Source organism: Mycobacterium adipatum, assembly GCF_001644575.1.
Lineage (GTDB): Bacteria > Actinomycetota > Actinomycetes > Mycobacteriales > Mycobacteriaceae > Mycobacterium > Mycobacterium adipatum.
Window position 1 is genome coordinate 1,417,964 of record NZ_CP015596.1, and the last position, 16,045, is coordinate 1,434,008.

At 67.2% G+C, this 16,045-nt stretch carries 16 protein-coding genes; 9 read left to right on the forward strand and 7 right to left on the reverse strand.

Annotation, left to right across the window (positions count from 1 at the left end; genetic code table 11):
* Positions 1-53 precede the first annotated feature (53 nt).
* Positions 54-512, forward strand: a complete 459-nt coding sequence (locus A7U43_RS06645) for a hypothetical protein (RefSeq protein WP_067992569.1) — start codon at positions 54-56, stop codon at positions 510-512.
* 23 nt (positions 513-535) lie between these two features.
* Here A7U43_RS06645 and A7U43_RS06650 read toward each other — a convergent pair whose 3' ends face one another.
* The gene (locus tag A7U43_RS06650) at positions 536-1,108 is read right to left on the reverse strand and encodes a hypothetical protein (RefSeq protein WP_067992571.1); all 573 of its coding nucleotides are present in this window, start codon (positions 1,106-1,108) and stop codon (positions 536-538) included.
* 39 nt (positions 1,109-1,147) lie between these two features.
* Entirely contained in the window at positions 1,148-2,203 is a 1,056-nt protein-coding gene (locus A7U43_RS06655) for a ferredoxin--NADP reductase (RefSeq protein ID WP_067992574.1), read from the reverse strand.
* Between the two features lie 149 nt (positions 2,204-2,352).
* Between A7U43_RS06655 and hsaA the strand changes: the two genes are divergently transcribed.
* Genes hsaA through hsaB form a run of 4 tightly spaced genes read left to right on the forward strand, consistent with a single transcriptional unit; the run spans position 2,353 to position 5,893 of the window.
* Complete coding sequence (gene hsaA, locus A7U43_RS06660; protein ID WP_068002055.1) at positions 2,353-3,537, forward strand: 3-hydroxy-9,10-secoandrosta-1,3,5(10)-triene-9,17-dione monooxygenase oxygenase subunit; 1,185 nt, start codon at positions 2,353-2,355, stop codon at positions 3,535-3,537.
* A 2-nt stretch (positions 3,538-3,539) separates the two neighbouring features.
* Positions 3,540-4,412: a 4,5:9,10-diseco-3-hydroxy-5,9,17-trioxoandrosta-1(10),2-diene-4-oate hydrolase gene (gene hsaD, locus A7U43_RS06665; RefSeq protein WP_067992577.1), complete on the forward strand. Its 873-nt coding sequence runs from the start codon at positions 3,540-3,542 to the stop codon at positions 4,410-4,412.
* 12 nt (positions 4,413-4,424) lie between these two features.
* Positions 4,425-5,324 (forward strand): iron-dependent extradiol dioxygenase HsaC, encoded by a 900-nt coding sequence (gene hsaC, locus A7U43_RS06670; protein WP_067992581.1) that lies wholly within the window; start codon positions 4,425-4,427, stop codon positions 5,322-5,324.
* Between the two features lie 2 nt (positions 5,325-5,326).
* A complete protein-coding gene (hsaB, locus tag A7U43_RS06675; RefSeq protein WP_067992584.1) occupies positions 5,327-5,893 on the forward strand; it encodes a 3-hydroxy-9,10-secoandrosta-1,3,5(10)-triene-9,17-dione monooxygenase reductase subunit in 567 nt (188 codons plus the stop codon).
* A 37-nt stretch (positions 5,894-5,930) separates the two neighbouring features.
* Here the strand turns inward: hsaB and A7U43_RS06680 are convergent, their stop codons facing one another.
* From A7U43_RS06680 to A7U43_RS06690, 3 genes are read right to left on the reverse strand one after another with little or no spacing between them, the layout of a single operon-like run.
* Positions 5,931-6,917 carry an Rv2253/PknI dimerization domain-containing protein gene (locus A7U43_RS06680; RefSeq protein ID WP_067992587.1) on the reverse strand — a complete coding sequence of 329 codons (987 nt, stop codon included), beginning with the start codon at positions 6,915-6,917 and terminating at the stop codon, positions 5,931-5,933.
* On the reverse strand, positions 6,898-7,701 hold the full coding sequence (locus A7U43_RS06685; protein WP_067992589.1) for an alpha/beta fold hydrolase: 804 nt from the start codon (positions 7,699-7,701) through the stop codon (positions 6,898-6,900). The genes A7U43_RS06680 and A7U43_RS06685 overlap by 20 nt, the downstream gene beginning before the upstream one ends.
* A gap of 13 nt (positions 7,702-7,714) precedes the next feature.
* Positions 7,715-8,656, reverse strand: a complete 942-nt coding sequence (locus A7U43_RS06690; protein ID WP_068002056.1) for a LysR family transcriptional regulator — start codon at positions 8,654-8,656, stop codon at positions 7,715-7,717.
* A gap of 35 nt (positions 8,657-8,691) precedes the next feature.
* On the opposite strand from A7U43_RS06690, the gene A7U43_RS06695 reads away from it, so the two are divergent.
* From A7U43_RS06695 to A7U43_RS06705, 3 genes are read left to right on the forward strand one after another with little or no spacing between them, the layout of a single operon-like run.
* Positions 8,692-10,044 (forward strand): MFS transporter, encoded by a 1,353-nt coding sequence (locus tag A7U43_RS06695; protein ID WP_067992592.1) that lies wholly within the window; start codon positions 8,692-8,694, stop codon positions 10,042-10,044.
* On the forward strand, positions 10,041-10,787 hold the full coding sequence (locus A7U43_RS06700; RefSeq protein WP_067992595.1) for a 3-hydroxybutyrate dehydrogenase: 747 nt from the start codon (positions 10,041-10,043) through the stop codon (positions 10,785-10,787). The genes A7U43_RS06695 and A7U43_RS06700 overlap by 4 nt, the downstream gene beginning before the upstream one ends.
* The gene (locus A7U43_RS06705; RefSeq protein ID WP_068002057.1) at positions 10,784-12,703 is read left to right on the forward strand and encodes an acetoacetate--CoA ligase; all 1,920 of its coding nucleotides are present in this window, start codon (positions 10,784-10,786) and stop codon (positions 12,701-12,703) included. Before A7U43_RS06700 ends, A7U43_RS06705 begins: the two co-directional genes overlap by 4 nt.
* Here the strand turns inward: A7U43_RS06705 and A7U43_RS06710 are convergent.
* Positions 12,684-13,964, reverse strand: a complete 1,281-nt coding sequence (locus A7U43_RS06710) for a 13E12 repeat family protein (protein WP_067992599.1) — start codon at positions 13,962-13,964, stop codon at positions 12,684-12,686. The two genes, A7U43_RS06705 and A7U43_RS06710, sit on opposite strands and share 20 nt — an antisense overlap.
* 86 nt (positions 13,965-14,050) lie before the next feature.
* Here A7U43_RS06710 and A7U43_RS06715 point away from each other — a divergent pair, with 86 nt between their 5' ends.
* On the forward strand, positions 14,051-14,875 hold the full coding sequence (locus A7U43_RS06715; RefSeq protein ID WP_067992602.1) for an alpha/beta fold hydrolase: 825 nt from the start codon (positions 14,051-14,053) through the stop codon (positions 14,873-14,875).
* Here the strand turns inward: A7U43_RS06715 and A7U43_RS06720 are convergent.
* A complete protein-coding gene (locus tag A7U43_RS06720; RefSeq protein ID WP_067992605.1) occupies positions 14,841-16,037 on the reverse strand; it encodes a pyridoxal phosphate-dependent aminotransferase in 1,197 nt (398 codons plus the stop codon). The genes A7U43_RS06715 and A7U43_RS06720 overlap by 35 nt on opposite strands.
* Between the last annotated feature and the right edge of the window lie 8 nt (positions 16,038-16,045).

Genomic DNA, 16,045 nt, shown 5'->3' on the forward strand with positions numbered 1-16,045 from the left:
CCGTGCCGTGAAAGCGAGTAGTCAGAAGCTGTTCCGGTGCTCAGACTTATCGCATGCAGCGTGTACACCTCGAGACGATACTGCCCACCGATGCCGACCAGGTGTGGGCGGCCATGCAGTACCCGGTCACGTTTCTCTACGTGTGCCGGGGCCTGTTCGGTATGCCGGCGCTGTCCGGGCGCAGCACCCCGCTACGGGCCGGTGAGCGGGGAACGGGTTGGCTGTTCGCGTTTCACGTGTTCCCGGCCTACCGGCACACCCTGGAGATCCGGTCCGTCGACGCAGCGAGCCGGACCATCGTCACCCATGAGTACGGCGGCGTGCTGCGGGCCTGGGATCACACCCTGCACGTCGAGCCGGTCGACGCGCGCAGCTGTCGCTACAGCGACACCGTGGATATCGACGCCGGTGCCCTCACGGCGATCGTCGTGCCGATCGCCACCGGGATCTACCGCTACCGGCACCGCCGCTGGCACAAGCTGGTGGCGCGGCACCTGCGGCCGGTCAGTTGAACGTCGGTCAGTTGAACGATTGGTCAGTTGAACGTGGTCTGCGCACACGCACCCGGCGTGGTCACATTGACCCCGCCGAAGACCACCTGGATGTTCGAGCAGACGATGAAACCGGCCTCGATGGCGGGACGCCCTGTGCGCCAATCGGTCTGAACAGAGTCACCGTCGACGGCAAACCTCTCCAGCGGGCCGCCGCCGAAGTAGGTCACCGACACCTGGTAGTCGCTGACCGACTTGTAGGCCTTGGACAGCACGTTGTCGTGGTTGGCGCCCTTGAGCTCGCGCGGCATGCCGGCGGGGGCGCTGTACCAGGCCTCCTGGTAGACCGACCGGTCGGTACTGCGGATCGTGATGGTCTGCCGGGCCCAGGTGTCCTGCGGCAGGCCGACGGGTCCGGTCGGGGTGAGCAGACTGGCCTGAGTGCGGAAGAAGCACCTGCCGTCGGTGCCGGGGCAATCGGCGGTCACCTTCATCTCGACGATGCCCTGGGGCGTCGGTATCGACGACGTCCCGGTGTTCACCGCCGCGGATGCGGTCGGGCTGCTGAGTGCGGCCGCGGCAACGGAAGCCGCCAGCACACTGAGAATCCTCTTCACGGCAGTTCCTCCCGGTCCGGGCGAATGTTAGCCCGAGCGCTATTCGTCGTAGGTGACTTCTACCGAATCCGACACGGGCAGGGCCTGGCACGCCAGGATCAGACCCTCGTCGAGATCCGACGGTTCGAGCACGTCATTGATCTCCATGTCGACCTCGCCCTTGCGCATCAGCACCGCGCAGGCGCCGCAGTGGCCCTCCCGGCAGGAGAACGGGGCATCCAATCCCTTGTTGAGTAGCACGTCGAGCAGCTTTGCCCTGCGTGGCCAGTCGATCTCATGGGTGGTGCCGTCCAGTTCGACGATGGCCTGGGCCGGGCCGCGGTCATCGTCCTCATCGATCTCGATGACGACCTCGGCGAACGGGTCGGACTCCAGGGATTTGAACACCTCGATGTGGATGTGCCTGGTGTCGACGGTCTTGCACGCGGCCTCGGCGGCGGCCATGAACGGCCCCGGCCCGCAGATGAACGCTTCGTGGGTGGCATAGGGGCGCAGCAGCGTGGCCAGCGCGTCGGTGTTGGGCAGACCCTGCACGGTCTCCAGCCAGTGGATCACCGTCAACCGGTCCGGGTGGGCGGCCGCCAGTTCCCGCAGTGCCGAGGCGAAGATCACCGACTTCTCATCGCGGTTGGCGTACACGAGCACGACCTTGCCGCTGCCTTCGGCGAGGGCGGATTTGCAGATCGCCATCATCGGCGTGATGCCGCTGCCCGCGGCGAGCAGCAGGAAATCGGTGTCCAAGGTCGCAGGCACGAAGGTGCCCGACGGGGCCAGCACGTGCATGCGCATACCGGCGTGGGCGTTGTCGCACAGCCAGTTCGAGGCGTACCCGTCGGCGGTCCGCTTGACCGTCACCGTCAGGTGTTCGTCGATGCTCGGCGCGCTCGACAGCGAGTAACAGCGGGCCACCGAGCCGGTCTTTTCGCTGGGCACCCGCAGGGTCAGGAACTGGCCGGGGGAGTAGCGCAGCCGGTCGGCGGGGATGTCGCTGCCGTCCGGAATCGCGAACACCAGCGAGCGAGCGTCCGCGGTCTCCTCGACGACCTCGGCCACCTGCAGCTCAAGTACATGGCTGCCCAGCGGTTCATCCGTCACAGACCTGCCCTCATTTCCGTCATAACTAGAACATGTTACAAAACTGAACTTGCGCAGGTCCAGCCGATGATTCGGTGCGCTACTCGACACAAATCGTAACGTGTTCTAATCTTTGTGCAGTGCTCGATCTCGATCCGGGAGGCAATTCAGTGACGTCTATTGAACAGCGTGACGTGCAGGCGGTGCTCGCCGGCATCGATGATCTGTTGCCGAAGCTGCGTGAACGGGCCCAGGCCGCCGAAGACCGGCGCCAGGTGTCCTACGAAACCGTCAACGAACTCGACGAGGTCGGCTTCTTCAAACTTCTCCAGCCCGAGCAGTGGGGCGGGCTACAGGCCGACCCGACGGTGTTCTACGAGGCGGTCCGCCGACTCGCCAGCGCCTGCGGTTCGACGGGCTGGATCAGCTCCATCATCGGTGTGCACAACTGGCATCTGGCGCTGTTCGACCAGAAGGCGCAGGACGAGGTGTGGGGTGACGATCCGACGGTGCGGGTGTCGTCCTCGTATGCGCCGATGGGGGCCGGCACCGTCGTCGACGGTGGTTACCTGGTCAGCGGCGCCTGGCAGTGGTCCTCCGGTAGCGAGCACGCCACCTGGGCGTTCTTGGGCGGTCCGGTGATCAAGGACGGCCGCCCGGTCGACTTCGGCAGCTTCCTGATCCCGCGCACGGAGTACACCATCGACGACGTGTGGCATGTGGTCGGCCTGAAGGGCACCGGCAGCAACACCGTGGTCGTCAAGGATGTGTTCGTGCCGTCGCACCGTTTCCTGTCCTACAAGGCGATGAACGACGGCACCGCCGGTGGATACCAGAACAACACCGCGCCGGTCTACAAGATGCCGTGGGGCACCATGCATCCCACCACCATCTCCGCGCCGATCGTCGGTATGGCCTACGGCGCCTACGCCGCCCATGTCGAGCATCAGGGCAAGCGGGTGCGCGCAGCGTTCGCCGGGGAGAAGTCCAAGGACGATCCATTCGCCAAGGTGCGTATCGCCGAGGCGGCCAGCGATATCGACGCCGCGTGGCGTCAGCTGATCGGCAATGTCGGTGACGAGTACGCACTGCTGCAGGCGGGCAAGGAGATTCCGTTCGAGCTGCGGGCCCGCGCCCGTCGTGACCAGGTGCGCGCCACGGCGCGTTCCATCGCCTCGATCGACCTGCTGTTCGAGTCGGCGGGTGCCACCGCGCTGGTGACCGGTGCTCCGCTGCAACGGTTCTGGCGCGATGCTCACGCCGGCCGCGTGCACGCGGCCAACGAGCCCGAGCGCGCCTACCTGATCTTCGGGAACAACGAGTTCGGTCTGCCGCCCGCGGACACGATGGTCTGACAGTGACGGCAACGCAAGAGATTACCTTCGAATCCACCTCCCGATACGCCGACGTGCAGGCCGGGGAACTGGCCATGCGGTTGCACTACCACGAAGCGGGTGACCCGACGGCGCAGACCATCGTGTTGTTGCACGGCGGTGGGCCCGGCGCGTCGAGCTGGTCGAACTTCGGCCGCAATATCGCCGTGCTCGCCGAGAAGTTCCACGTCATCGCGATCGACCAGCCCGGGTACGGCCTGTCCGACAAGCACACCGAGCATGAGCAGTACAACCGGTACAGCGCCAAGGCGGTGCTGGGCCTGCTCGACCACCTCGGTGTGCAGGGACGCGTTCCGCTGCTGGGCAACTCGCTGGGCGGTGGCACCGCAGTGCGTTTCGCGCTGGACTACCCGGACCGGGCCGGCAAGCTCGTCCTGATGGGTCCCGGCGGCCTGAGCGTGAACCTGTTCGCCCCGGACCCGACGGAGGGTGTCAAGGCGCTCGCCAAGTTCAACTACGAGCCGACGCGCGAGAACCTGGAAGCCTTCATCCGCATCATGGTGTTCGACCAGAAGCTGGTCACCCCGGAGTTGGTCGACGAGCGGTTTGCGATCGCCAGCACGCCGGAATCGCTGGCCGCCACCCGTGCGATGGGCAAATCGTTCGCGGGGCCCGACTTCGAGCTCGGCATGATGTGGCGCGAGGTGTACAAACTGCGTCAGCCCGTGCTGTTGGTCTGGGGCCGCGAGGACCGGGTCAATCCGCTCGACGGTGCGCTGGTCGCGGTCAAGCAGATTCCGCGCGTGCAGTTGCACGTTTTCGGGCAGTGTGGCCACTGGGCGCAGGTCGAGAAGTTCGACGAGTTCAACAAGCTCACCATCGATTTCCTGAGCTAGGAAGGCACAGCGATGAGCATCAAGGCTCTTGGATACATGCGCATCGAAGCCACCGATGTCGCGGCGTGGCGTGAGTTCGCGCTGAAGGTGCTCGGCATGGTGGAGGGCGACGGCAGCACCCCGGGTGCGCTCTACCTGCGGATGGACGAGATGGCCGCGCGACTGGTGATCGTGCCCGGTGACCAGGACCGGTTGCTCGTCTCTGGCTGGGAGGTCGCCGACGCCCCCGCCCTGCAGGCGCTGCGCGAGACGCTGTCGAAGTCCGGCGTCGATTTCACCGAGGGCACCCGCGAGGAGCGCTCCGAGCGTCGCGTCGAGGGCCTCATCCGGTTCAACGACCCGGCCGGCAACGTGCTGGAGGCCTTCCACGGCGCCCAGTACCTGGGCCGCCGGTTTGTCAGCCCGTACGGTCATAAGTTCGTCACCGCCGAACAGGGTCTCGGACACGTCGTGCTCACCTGTGACGATGACGCTGCCGCGCAGGCGTTCTACCAGGATGTGCTCGGCTTCCGGTTGCGCGACTCGATGAGTCTGCCCCCGCAGCTTGCCGGCCGCCCGGCCGACGGTGATCCGATCTGGTTGCGCTTCTATGGATGTAACCCGCGCCACCACGCGTTGGCCTTCATGCCGATGCCCAACCCGACCGGCATCGTGCACCTGATGGTCGAGGTCGAGGAGTCCGATGATGTCGGGCTGTGCCTGGACCGCGCACTGCGCCGAAACGTGAAGATGTCGGCCACCCTTGGCAGGCACACCAACGACAAGATGCTGTCGTTCTACATCAAGACCCCCGGCGGATTCGACATCGAATTCGGTTGCGAGGGGCTCGAAGTCGAGGACGCCAGCTGGGTGGCCCGGGAGAGCACCGCGGTCAGTCTGTGGGGCCACGACTTCAGCGTCGGCTTCAAGTAGCCATGGGCGCTGCGGCCATCGACCCACGCACATTCCGGCATGTGCTCGGGCAGTTCTGCACGGGTGTCACCGTGATCACCACCGTGCACGACGAGGTGCCGATCGGTTTCGCCTGTCAGTCCTTCGCCGCGCTGTCGCTGGATCCGCCGCTGGTGCTGTTCTGCCCCACCAAGCAGTCGCGGGCCTGGCAGGCCATCGAGGCCAGCGGCAGGTTCTGTGTCAACATGCTGCACGAGAACCAGCAGCACGTCTCGGCGCAGTTCGGCTCCAAGGCGCCGGACAAGTTCGCCGGGATCGACTGGAGCCCTTCGCCATTGGGATCGCCGGTGATCGAGGGCAGCCTGGCCCATATCGACTGCACGGTGGCCTCGGTGCACGACGGCGGTGACCACTTCGTGGTGTTCGGTGCGGTGCAGTCGATGTCGGAGCCGCCCGCGTTGAAGCCCCGACCGCTGTTGTTCTACCGCGGCGAGTACACCGGGATCGAGCCGGACAAGAACACCCCCGCCCAGTGGCGCGACGACCTGGACGCCTTCCTCACCGCGACCACGTCGGACACCTGGTTGTAATCCCGTCGCTTCGCTCGCCCCGGGCGCTGTAGCGCCGTCAGTCCCCGATGCGCTGGATGCGGACGTCCAGTTCGACCTGTGCCGGGCAGTCGCCGGTGTAGTCCTGAAACGACTTCCCGGTGAGGGTTTGGATGGGGTTCTGCGGCCCCTGCGGCAGCGGCAGTTCATCGCGGGATGACTGGCGCACCTTGCCGATTCCGTCGGTGCACTGCGCGTCGCCCTCGGGGAAGCTGGCGGTGAACCGGCGGTCGCCGTACTGCATGACGAACAGATTGTTGGTGTCGACGGTCGACATCAAGGTCACGCAGCGGTCCCCGGTGCGCAGGCAGTGGGTGGTGGCGCGGTAGTCGTGCGGTGGGAAGACCTCGCCGGTGGCCGGGTAGGTCTGGGTGTAGGTGTAGGTGCCCCACAGCGCCGCGCCGGGGGATGCGCGCAGCGGCGGCTCGGCGGCCGGGTCAGCCGCTTCGGTGCCGGTGCCCGCTCCACTGGTCGGTGCCAGGTTGACCGCCCGCTTGCTGGCGCACAGCGCCGGTGCGGTGGCCCAGGTGTATTCACCGGACATCGATCCATCCAGCCGGGGCCGCAGCGCGATGATCGACCATCCGGTGACGTCGACCTCGGCGTCGCCTACCTTGCACTTGTCGGGTGCCTCCCGCACGCTCATCCAGTCGCCGTCGATGTAGTCGAAGACCATCGTGAGCGCGGGCGGGCCGGACGGATTCTTCGGATCGACCACCGATACCGTCGCAACGCACTCGGTGTCGCGGCACGTCGAGCGGGCCACCCACGTTCCGGTGCGGGCCGTGCCGGCCACCGGCTTGCCGTCCGGTGTGGCGGTCGGTCCGATGTCGACCTTGAAGCTGCCCTGCAGCGCCGGTCCGGATCCGGTGTCCGCCGCCTCGTCGGTGGAGCGGACGGTGAACAGGCACGCCGCGAAACCGCCCAGGATCACGGCGATCAGCGCGATCGCCGCCAGCAGTTTGACCAGCGTGCGCTTGGTGTCTTTATTCAGTCCGAGTGCCATCGCGAACAGAATGCCATCCCAGCGTCGCCGCGATGAAAGCAATGACGGTTGCGACGACGTCCCGGTGCACTGTTTCGTTCAGGATGTCGTGTTTTGCGCCGGGGAACTCGGCGATCTGCAGCGTGTCGATCTGTTCGGCGTAGGCGCGCACCGGGCCGATGGGCGAGACGGGGTCGGCGCCGCCGTGCACGGCCAGGGTCGGCACCGTCAATGTGGGAAGTTCGGAACCGAATCGATCCCAGGCGGCATCCAGCGCCCGGGTCAGCGGCGCACTGTCCGCTGCGACGAAGGCCAGCGGATCAACCTGGAGCGTATCGAGGTAGAACGGGTCGCCCGACAGCCAGGACGGATCCAGATCCAGCGACGTGTCGACATCGAGCAGGTCGGCGATCGGCGCCAGTGGTGCGCCGGAGATGATGCCGGCGCGATAGCGCGCCGGCTGCTCCACCAACCGCAGCGCGGTGATCACCGAACCGAAGGAATGGCCCGCCGCAATCACGGGCAGTCCTGGGTGCTGCTGCTCGACGAGCACGGTCAGCGCCTCGGCCCGTGCCGAACAGTCGGCCAGCGTGCCGAAATCTCCACGCGGACCGGGACTCAGACCGTGGCCGAGCTGATCGACGGCCCACAGGTCGATGCCCGCGGCGTTGAGCGCAAAACCGAAGCGGTGATAGACGCCGGTGTGTTCGCCGAAACCGTGCAGGAACACCATGGCGGCTCGAGGTTCGGCGGCCGCCCAGTGCCGGTAGTACACGCGGGCGGCGTCGGTCTCCAGGAAGGGCATGCCGTCACAGTATTCAGCCGTGCCTGCCGAGCAAGGCGTTTCGCTGGGCGGCCATCCGATCGCGGATCGCGTCGATGATCGCCGCCACCTCCGGCCGGCGCAGGGTCTCGGCGCGGGTCACCAGCCAATAGGTCAGCTGCACCGCGACGGCATCGGGGAGCACCCGGACCAGATCGTCGTGCCGGTCGGCCATGAAACAGGGCAGCAGCCCCAGTCCCGCGGCGGCACGGGTCGCCTCGACGTGCACGAAGACATTGGTCGAGGACACCGACTGCCGCATGTGCGGGGCGAAGCTGGTGGCATGGTCGAGATCGTCGACCTGCAACATGGAGTCGATGAAGTAGACCAGCGGATGCTCGGACAACTCGTCGAGTCGAGTGGGGGTGCCGTGCTCGGCGAGGTAGCCCGTGCAGCCGTACAGACCGAGGCAATAGTCACCGAGGCGGATCGCCTGCGCCCGATGCACGGTGGGTTCGCCCACCACGACCTCGATGTCGACGCTGGACCGCTGTTGACTGGCGCGTCGGATCGCGGCGACGATCTCCACCGACACCCCGGGATGCCTACGTTGGACATCGGCGGCCGCCGGGGTGGCGATATAGGCGCTGAATCCATCGGTCGCCGAGATCCGCACAACCCCCTCCAGCGCGCGGGGTTGGCCCGCCGCTCCGCCGAGCGAGCGCACCGCCGCCTCCACCGCCTCGGCGGCGGTCAGTACCTCGCGGCCGCGATCGGTGAGTTCCCATCCGGAGCCGACCCTCGTCAGCACCCGGGTCCCGACGGCCTGCTCGAGGGCGGCGATGCGCCGCGAGATGGTGGTGTGATTGACCCCGAGCGCCTCCGCGGCGGTCACGTAGCGGCCGGTGCGCCCGACGGCCAGCAGGATCAGCAGATCGTCCGCGCTCGGCAGGCCCATATCTGCATTTTTGCAGACATGTCCTGCAGATCTGACCATTGTTTCGATCTTGACGTGCATGAATACTCACCCGTATGTGTGCTGCCGATCACAATTCCGCCCCCACCACCGGACTGAAACGCGTCGTCACCGCATCCATGGCCGGCACGGTCGTGGAGTGGTACGAGTTCTTCCTGTACGGCACCGCGGCGACGCTGGTGTTCAGCAAGGTGTTCTTCGCCGAGACGACCAGCGAGCTCAACGCGATCTTCCTCGCCTTCGCCACCTACGCGGTGGGCTTCGTGGCCCGCCCACTCGGCGGCATCGTGTTCGGCCATTACGGCGACAAATTCGGGCGTAAGAAACTCCTGCAGTTCTCCCTGCTGCTCGTCGGCGCCGCGACCTTCCTGATGGGCTGCCTGCCCACGTTCGGGCAGATCGGGTACTGGGCACCGGGCCTGCTGGTGACACTGCGGTTCATCCAGGGCTTCGCCGTCGGCGGCGAATGGGGTGGGGCGATCCTGCTGGTCGCCGAGCACAGCCCGAACAACCGGCGCGGGTTCTGGGCCAGCTGGCCACAGGCCGGGGTCCCGGTGGGCAATATGCTCGCCACCGTCGTGCTGCTGGTGCTCACCGCCACGCTGTCGGAAGCGGCCTTCCTGTCCTGGGGCTGGCGGGTGGCGTTCTGGCTCTCGGCGGTGGTCGTGCTGATCGGCTACTACATCCGCACCAAGGTCACCGACGCGCCGATCTTCGTGGAGGCGCAGGAGGAGGCCGAACGCATCAAGGCGACCTCGTTCAGCGTCGTCGAGGTGCTCAGGCGCTACCCGCGGGGTGTGTTCACCGCCATGGGCCTGCGGTTCGGCGAGAACATCATGTACTACCTGGTCGTCACGTTCTCCATCACCTATCTGAAGGTGTCGGTGGGCGCGGACACCAGCTCCATCCTGTGGTACCTGCTGATCGCGCACGCCGTGCACTTCGCCGTGGTGCCCGTGGTCGGCCATCTGGCCGACCGGTTCGGCCGCCGCCCGGTGTACCTGGTCGGCGCGGTGCTGGGCGGCACCTGGGGGTTCTTCGCCTTCCCGATGATGAACAGCGGCAATTACGTGGTCGTCACCGCGGCCATCACGCTCGGCCTGATGATCCACGCCCTCATGTACGCGCCGCAGCCGGCCATCATGGCCGAGATGTTCCCGACCCGGATGCGGTATTCCGGTGTGTCCCTTGGCTATCAGGTGACCTCCATCGTGGCGGGGTCGCTTGCCCCGCTGATCGCGGTGAAACTGCTCGACCTCTACGACTCCCCGGTGCCGATCTCGATCTACCTGGCCCTCGCGTGCGGCATCACCTTGATCGCCGTGCTCTACACCCGGGAGACCAACGGTATCGACCTGCGGACCCTCGACGACGCCGACGCACGTGAGATCGCCGGGGCGCGTGCATGAGTGAGCTGTCCGGCAGAACGGCCCTGGTCACCGGTGGCGCCAGCGGTATCGGCGCGGCCTGCGCACGCGAACTCGCCGCCCGCGGCGCCCGGGTGACCGTGGCCGACCGGGACGCCGACGCGGCCGCGACCCTGGCCGAGGAGATCGGCGGCACCGCCTGGGTGGTCGACCTTCTCGACGTCGGCCCGCTGGCGGACCTGGTGCTGGAGACCGACATCCTGGTGAACAACGCCGGGGTGCAACGCGTCGCGCCCATCACCGAGTTCCCGCCGGAGGCGTTTCGTATGTTGCTCACCCTGATGACCGAGGTGCCGTTCCTGCTCATCCGGGCCGCGCTGCCGCACATGTATGAATCCGGGTTCGGCCGCATCATCAACCTGTCCTCGGTCCACGGACTTCGCGCCTCGGAATATAAGGTTGCCTACGTGACCGCCAAGCACGCGCTGGAGGGACTGTCCAAGGTGACCGCCCTGGAGGGCGGTCCGCGCGGTGTCACCAGCAACTGCGTCAACCCCGGTTATGTGCGAACCGCCCTGGTGGACAAGCAGATCGCCGATCAGGCCCGCACCCATGGCATCGACGAGCAGCAGGTCGTCGAAGAGATCTTGCTGAAGGAGAGCGCCATCAAACGGCTGGTGGAACCGCAGGAGGTGGCCTCCCTGGTGGGCTGGCTGGCCTCGGCGCAGGCAGGCATGGTGACGGGTGCGTCCTACACGATGGACGGCGGGTGGAGCGCCCGGTGAGTACCGCGCCGCAGTGGCAGCCGACGGCCGCCGACATCGCCGAGGCCCGGGTCACCGACTTCGCCCGATTCGCCGGCGCCCCGGCCGAGTATCACGCGCTGTGGCAGTGGTCGGTGGACGAGCCGGCCGCATTCTGGGGTGCGCTGTGGGAGTATTTCGGGCTCGGTGAGATGCCCGGCGAGGTGCTTGCCCGTACGGATATGCCTGGCGCGCAGTGGTTTCCCGGCGTTCAGCTCAATTTCGTGGATCAGGTGGTGCGGCAAGCCCGCACCGACCGGCCCGCGATCCGCTGCGTCAGCGAGGACACCCCGACCGCCGACTTGTCCTGGGCCGAACTGCTGCGCCGCACCGCGGGATTCGCGCAGACCCTGATCGACCTAGGGGTGCGCGCCGGCGATCGGGTGGTCGGCTATCTGCCCAATATCGCCGAGGCGGTGATCGCCTTCCTGGGTACCGCCGCGGTGGGGGCGGTGTGGAGTGCGTGCGGCCAGGACTACTCGGCCAAGGCCGCACTGGACCGGCTCGGACAGCTCGAACCGGTGGTGCTGGTGACCACCGATGGCTACCGGTTCGGCGGGAAGTTCCACGACAAGAGCGCAGAGGTCGCGGCATTGCGGGACGGTCTGCCTACGTTGCGCGCCACCATTTCGGTCTCCCGCGTGGCCCCGGTGCCGCAGGATCACCTCGACTGGGAGACCGCGACCGCCACCGGTGCCGAACTGGGCACCGTGGCGGTCGGGTTCGACCATCCGCTGTGGATCCTGTTCTCCTCGGGTACCACCGGCCTGCCCAAGGGCATCATGCACGGTCATGGTGGGGTGCTGCTGGAGCATCTGAAAGCCGTTGCGCTGCAAAGTGATATCGGTGAGCGCGATACCTTCTTCTGGTACACCAGCCCGAGCTGGATGATGTGGAACTTCCAGATCGCCGGGCTGCTGGTCGGCGCCACCATCGTGTGCTACGACGGCAGCCCGTCGTACCCGACGCCGGACGCCCTGTGGGCCATGGCCGCCGACCTCGGCGTGACGGTGCTGGGCACCAGCCCGGGATATGTGCTCGGGTGCATGAAGGCCGGTGCGGTTCCGCGCAGCGAGCACGACCTCTCCGCGTTGCGGACCGTCGGGATCACCGGCTCCTCGTTGCCGCCGTCGACGTCGCTGTGGATGCGCGACAATATCGGCGAGCACGTTCAGATTGCCTCCATCAGCGGGGGAACCGATGTGGTCTCCGCCTTCATCGGCGGGGTGCGTACCGTGCCGGTGTGGCCCGGCGAGCTCTCCGCGCCGTATCTCGGCGTGGCGCTGGATGCCTGGGACGAGTCGGGCAACCCGGTGCGCGGCGAGGTCGGTGAGCTGGTCGTCACCAAACCCTTGCCGTCCATGCCGGTGGCGTTCTGGAACGATCCGGACGGATCACGGTATCGCGACGCTTATTTCGAGATGTTCCCGGGCGTCTGGCGGCACGGCGACTGGATCACCATCACCGATCACGGCAGCGTCATCGTGCATGGCCGCTCCGACTCCACGCTGAATCGGCATGGGATCCGGATGGGAAGTGCCGATATCTATCAGGCGGTGGAACGGCTGCCCGAGATCGCCGAGGCTTTGGTGATCGGCGCCGAGCAGCCCGACGGTGGCTATTGGATGCCGCTGTTCGTGGTGCTCGCCGAGGGTGTCGAACTCGATGACGCGTTGCGGGACAAGGTCAAGAGCACCATCCGCGCCGAGGTCTCCCCGCGGCACGTGCCCGACGACATCATCCTCGCCCCCGGCATTCCGCACACCCGCACCGGCAAGAAGCTCGAGGTGCCCATCAAGAAGCTGTTTCAGGGAGCGGAGGCCGAGAAGGTGGTGGAACGCAGCGCCGTCGACGACCCGGACCTGCTCCAGTGGTACGTCACGCAGCGTCGAACCTGACCAGATCGATACTGAGCCCGCACTCGATGACGCTGACCGTCCGGGTCGGTGGCCCCGGCAGCGGCGGGGCGGTCGATCGGTAGACCGCACCGGTGGGCGTGCGGAACTCGGCGGTGTGCGCGCCGTCCGCGTCGGTCGTGGTGACCGCCCAGCCGGGTGCTTCCTTGGTGTAGTTGCAGGCCTCGCATTCGCCAAGCCCGTTGAGCGCGCTGGTGGAACCACCCCGGTGTGCCGGGCGGGCATGATCGTGCTGGCGGATCGGCGCATCGCAATACGGTGTGCGGCAGGTCCGGTCGCGCAGATCGAGGAAGGTGGCCAGGCCCTTGGGGAAGATTCGTGCCTGTGACTCCATGGCCACCAGCTGCCCGCTCCGCGGATGGCGGTAGAGCCTGCGCAGCATCGTCTTCACCGCGGTATCCGCGGCGGCGCGGCCCGTGAGCGTGCGTGCGAAGCCGGCCGGAATGGGCCCGTAGTCGGCGAGCCACCCGGGTGCGTCGTCATCACCGGCGAGGGTGGTGTCGGCAAGCACCAGGTTCAGGGTCACCGGCACCGGTTGTTCGGCCGGTCGGCCGGTCACGCGTTCGACGAGGGTGTCGGCCATGATCTGGCCGCGCGACCGGTCGTCGAAAGTGGTGTCGGCGGCACGTTTCAGGGCGGCGTACACCGCCACGCCCTGGGCGACGGGCAGCAGTGCGGTCACGTAGGTCATGGTGTCCGGCGCCGGCCGTACCGTGACGCAGCGGTCCTTGGCGGCCTTGGCCGACCGCGCCACCACCGCCTCGACATCCAGCCGCGCCGCGATGGCCTTGGCCTCGGCCACCACGCACTTGTCGCCCCAGCCGTCCAGTCGGGACACATCGGCACATAGCTCGGCGTCGAGCTCGCGGCGGTGTTCTACCCGCAGACAGGCCGATTCGCGGACGATCAGGGTCGCCCGCCATTCCGACAGCGCCCCACATTCGAGCGCGGCGAGCGTGTGCGGCATCTCCTCGACCAATGCGGACGCCAATCCCAGGTGGGTACCGCCACGCACCGGTGAGTCGTGCCGGGCAAGGGCCACCTCGCAGGCCAAGCCGCGGCCACGTCTGGCGGCAGGAACACCGGTCGCCGTCTCGGCAGCGCGTCTCTTACTGCGCCACAACGCGGTGGCCCGGGCCTGTGCCGCGGCAGCGGCCGACTTCATCCGTTCCAGGCGCTCGACCTGGATCCGTAACTCCTCTTCGGTGGAGTCCGGATCGACATCGAACACACTTTCGAACATATCCGGAATGCTACCCGCAGCCACTGACAAGCAATGGGGGCTAGCGGTATCGACAACACCCCGCCGACCAAGCAGAGTTATCGCCCATGAGCATCCTCACCACCGCCGACGGCACCGACATCTTCTACAAGGACTGGGGGACGGGCCAGCCGATCGTGTTCAGCCACGGCTGGCCGCTGTCCTCGGATGACTGGGACACCCAGATGCTGTTCTTCCTGAGCCAGGGCTACCGGGTGATCGCGCACGACCGCCGCGGGCACGGGCGGTCCACGCAGACCACTGACGGGCACGACCTGGACCACTACGCCGACGATCTCGCGGCCCTCACCGAACACCTCGACCTGCGTGACGCGATTCATGTCGGACACTCCACCGGTGGCGGAGAAGTGGTGCGGTATCTGGCCCGGCACGGTGAACAGCGGGTGGCCAAGGCCGCCATCATCAGTGCGGTGCCGCCGCTGATGGTGCAGACCGACGCGAATCCCGAGGGTCTGCCCAAGTCGGTTTTCGACGATCTGCAGGCGCAGCTGGCGGCCAACCGGTCGGTGTTCTACCGGGCGCTGCCGGCCGGTCCATTCTACGGATTCAACCGTGACGGTGTCGAACCCGACGAGGCCATCATCGAGAACTGGTGGCGCCAGGGCATGATGGGGGACGCGCTGTCGCACTATGACGGGATCGTGGCGTTCTCGCAGACCGATTTCACCGAGGACTTGAAGAAGATCACCGTGCCCACGCTGGTGATGCACAGCCGCGACGACCAGATCGTCCCCTATGTGGCCGCCGGCCCGAAGTCCGCCGAGTTGCTGCAGAACGGGACCCTGATCACCTACGAAGGCTTCCCGCACGGCATGCCGACCACGCACGCCGACGTCATCAACGCCGATCTGCTGGCGTTCCTGAAGTCCTGAGCCACGGGCCCAACCGCTGCAACGCCGTGGTGATATCGGCCGCGGCGCCGGCGAAGGACAGCCGGACAAACGAGCCGCCGTGCACGGTGTCGAAGTCGATCCCCGGCGCGATGGCGACACCGGTGTCGGCCAACAGCTTTGCGCAGAAGCCCAGCGAGTCGGTGGAGTACCGGGAGATGTCGGCGTACACGTAGAACGCGCCGTCGGCGGGGGCGAGGCGGTCCAACCCGATATCGGTCAGGCCGTCGAGCAGCAGCTCTCGGTTGACGGTGTATTCGGCGACGAGTCCGTCGGCCTCGGCCAGCGACGCCGGCTCGAACGCCGCCACCGCGGCGAGCTGCGGCAATGTCGGCGGGCAGATGGAGAAGTTACCGGTGAGCCGATCGACGGCCCTGCGCAGTGGCTCGGGCACCAGTAGCCAGCCCAGCCGCCAGCCCGTCATCGCAAAGTATTTCGAGAAACTGTTCACCACAATGGGATTGCGCGACGTCTCCCAGGCGCAGCTGGTGGCCGGCGCACCGGGATAGACCAGACCGTGGTACAGCTCGTCGCTGACCAATTGCACATCGCGGGCATCGCACCAGTTCACGATCGCCGCCAGATCATCCGGCGGGATCACGGTACCGGTGGGATTCGCCGGGCTGGCGATGATCAGACCCTTGACCGGCGGATCCAGGGACTCCAGCATCTGCACGGTCGGCTGGAAACGGGTGTCCGGCCCGCAGGGCACCTCGACCGGCTCACAACCCAGGGCCGAGAGGATGTTTCGGTAACAGGGGTAACCCGGACTGGTCACCGCGACTCGATCGCCGATATCGAAACAGGACAGGAAGGCCAGGAGGAAGCCGCCGGTGGACCCGGTGGTGACGACCACGGCGTCGGGGTCCACGTCGATGCCGTGCCGGTGCAGATAGGACCCGGCGATGGCCTCGCGCAGCTGCGGAATGCCCAGCGCCACCGTGTAACCGAGGTTGTGGCCCGCGAGCGCCTGCGCGGCGGCCGCCCGCACCGGGGCCGGGGCCTGTGCGCTCGGCTGACCCGCGGACAGGTTGACCAGGTCGCCGTGCGTGCGCTGACGTTCGGCGGCGGCCAGCCACACGTCCATCACGTAGAACGGCGGGATCCCCGCGCGCAGCGCCACGCGGCCGGTGTTTGCGGTCATCGGTTCCA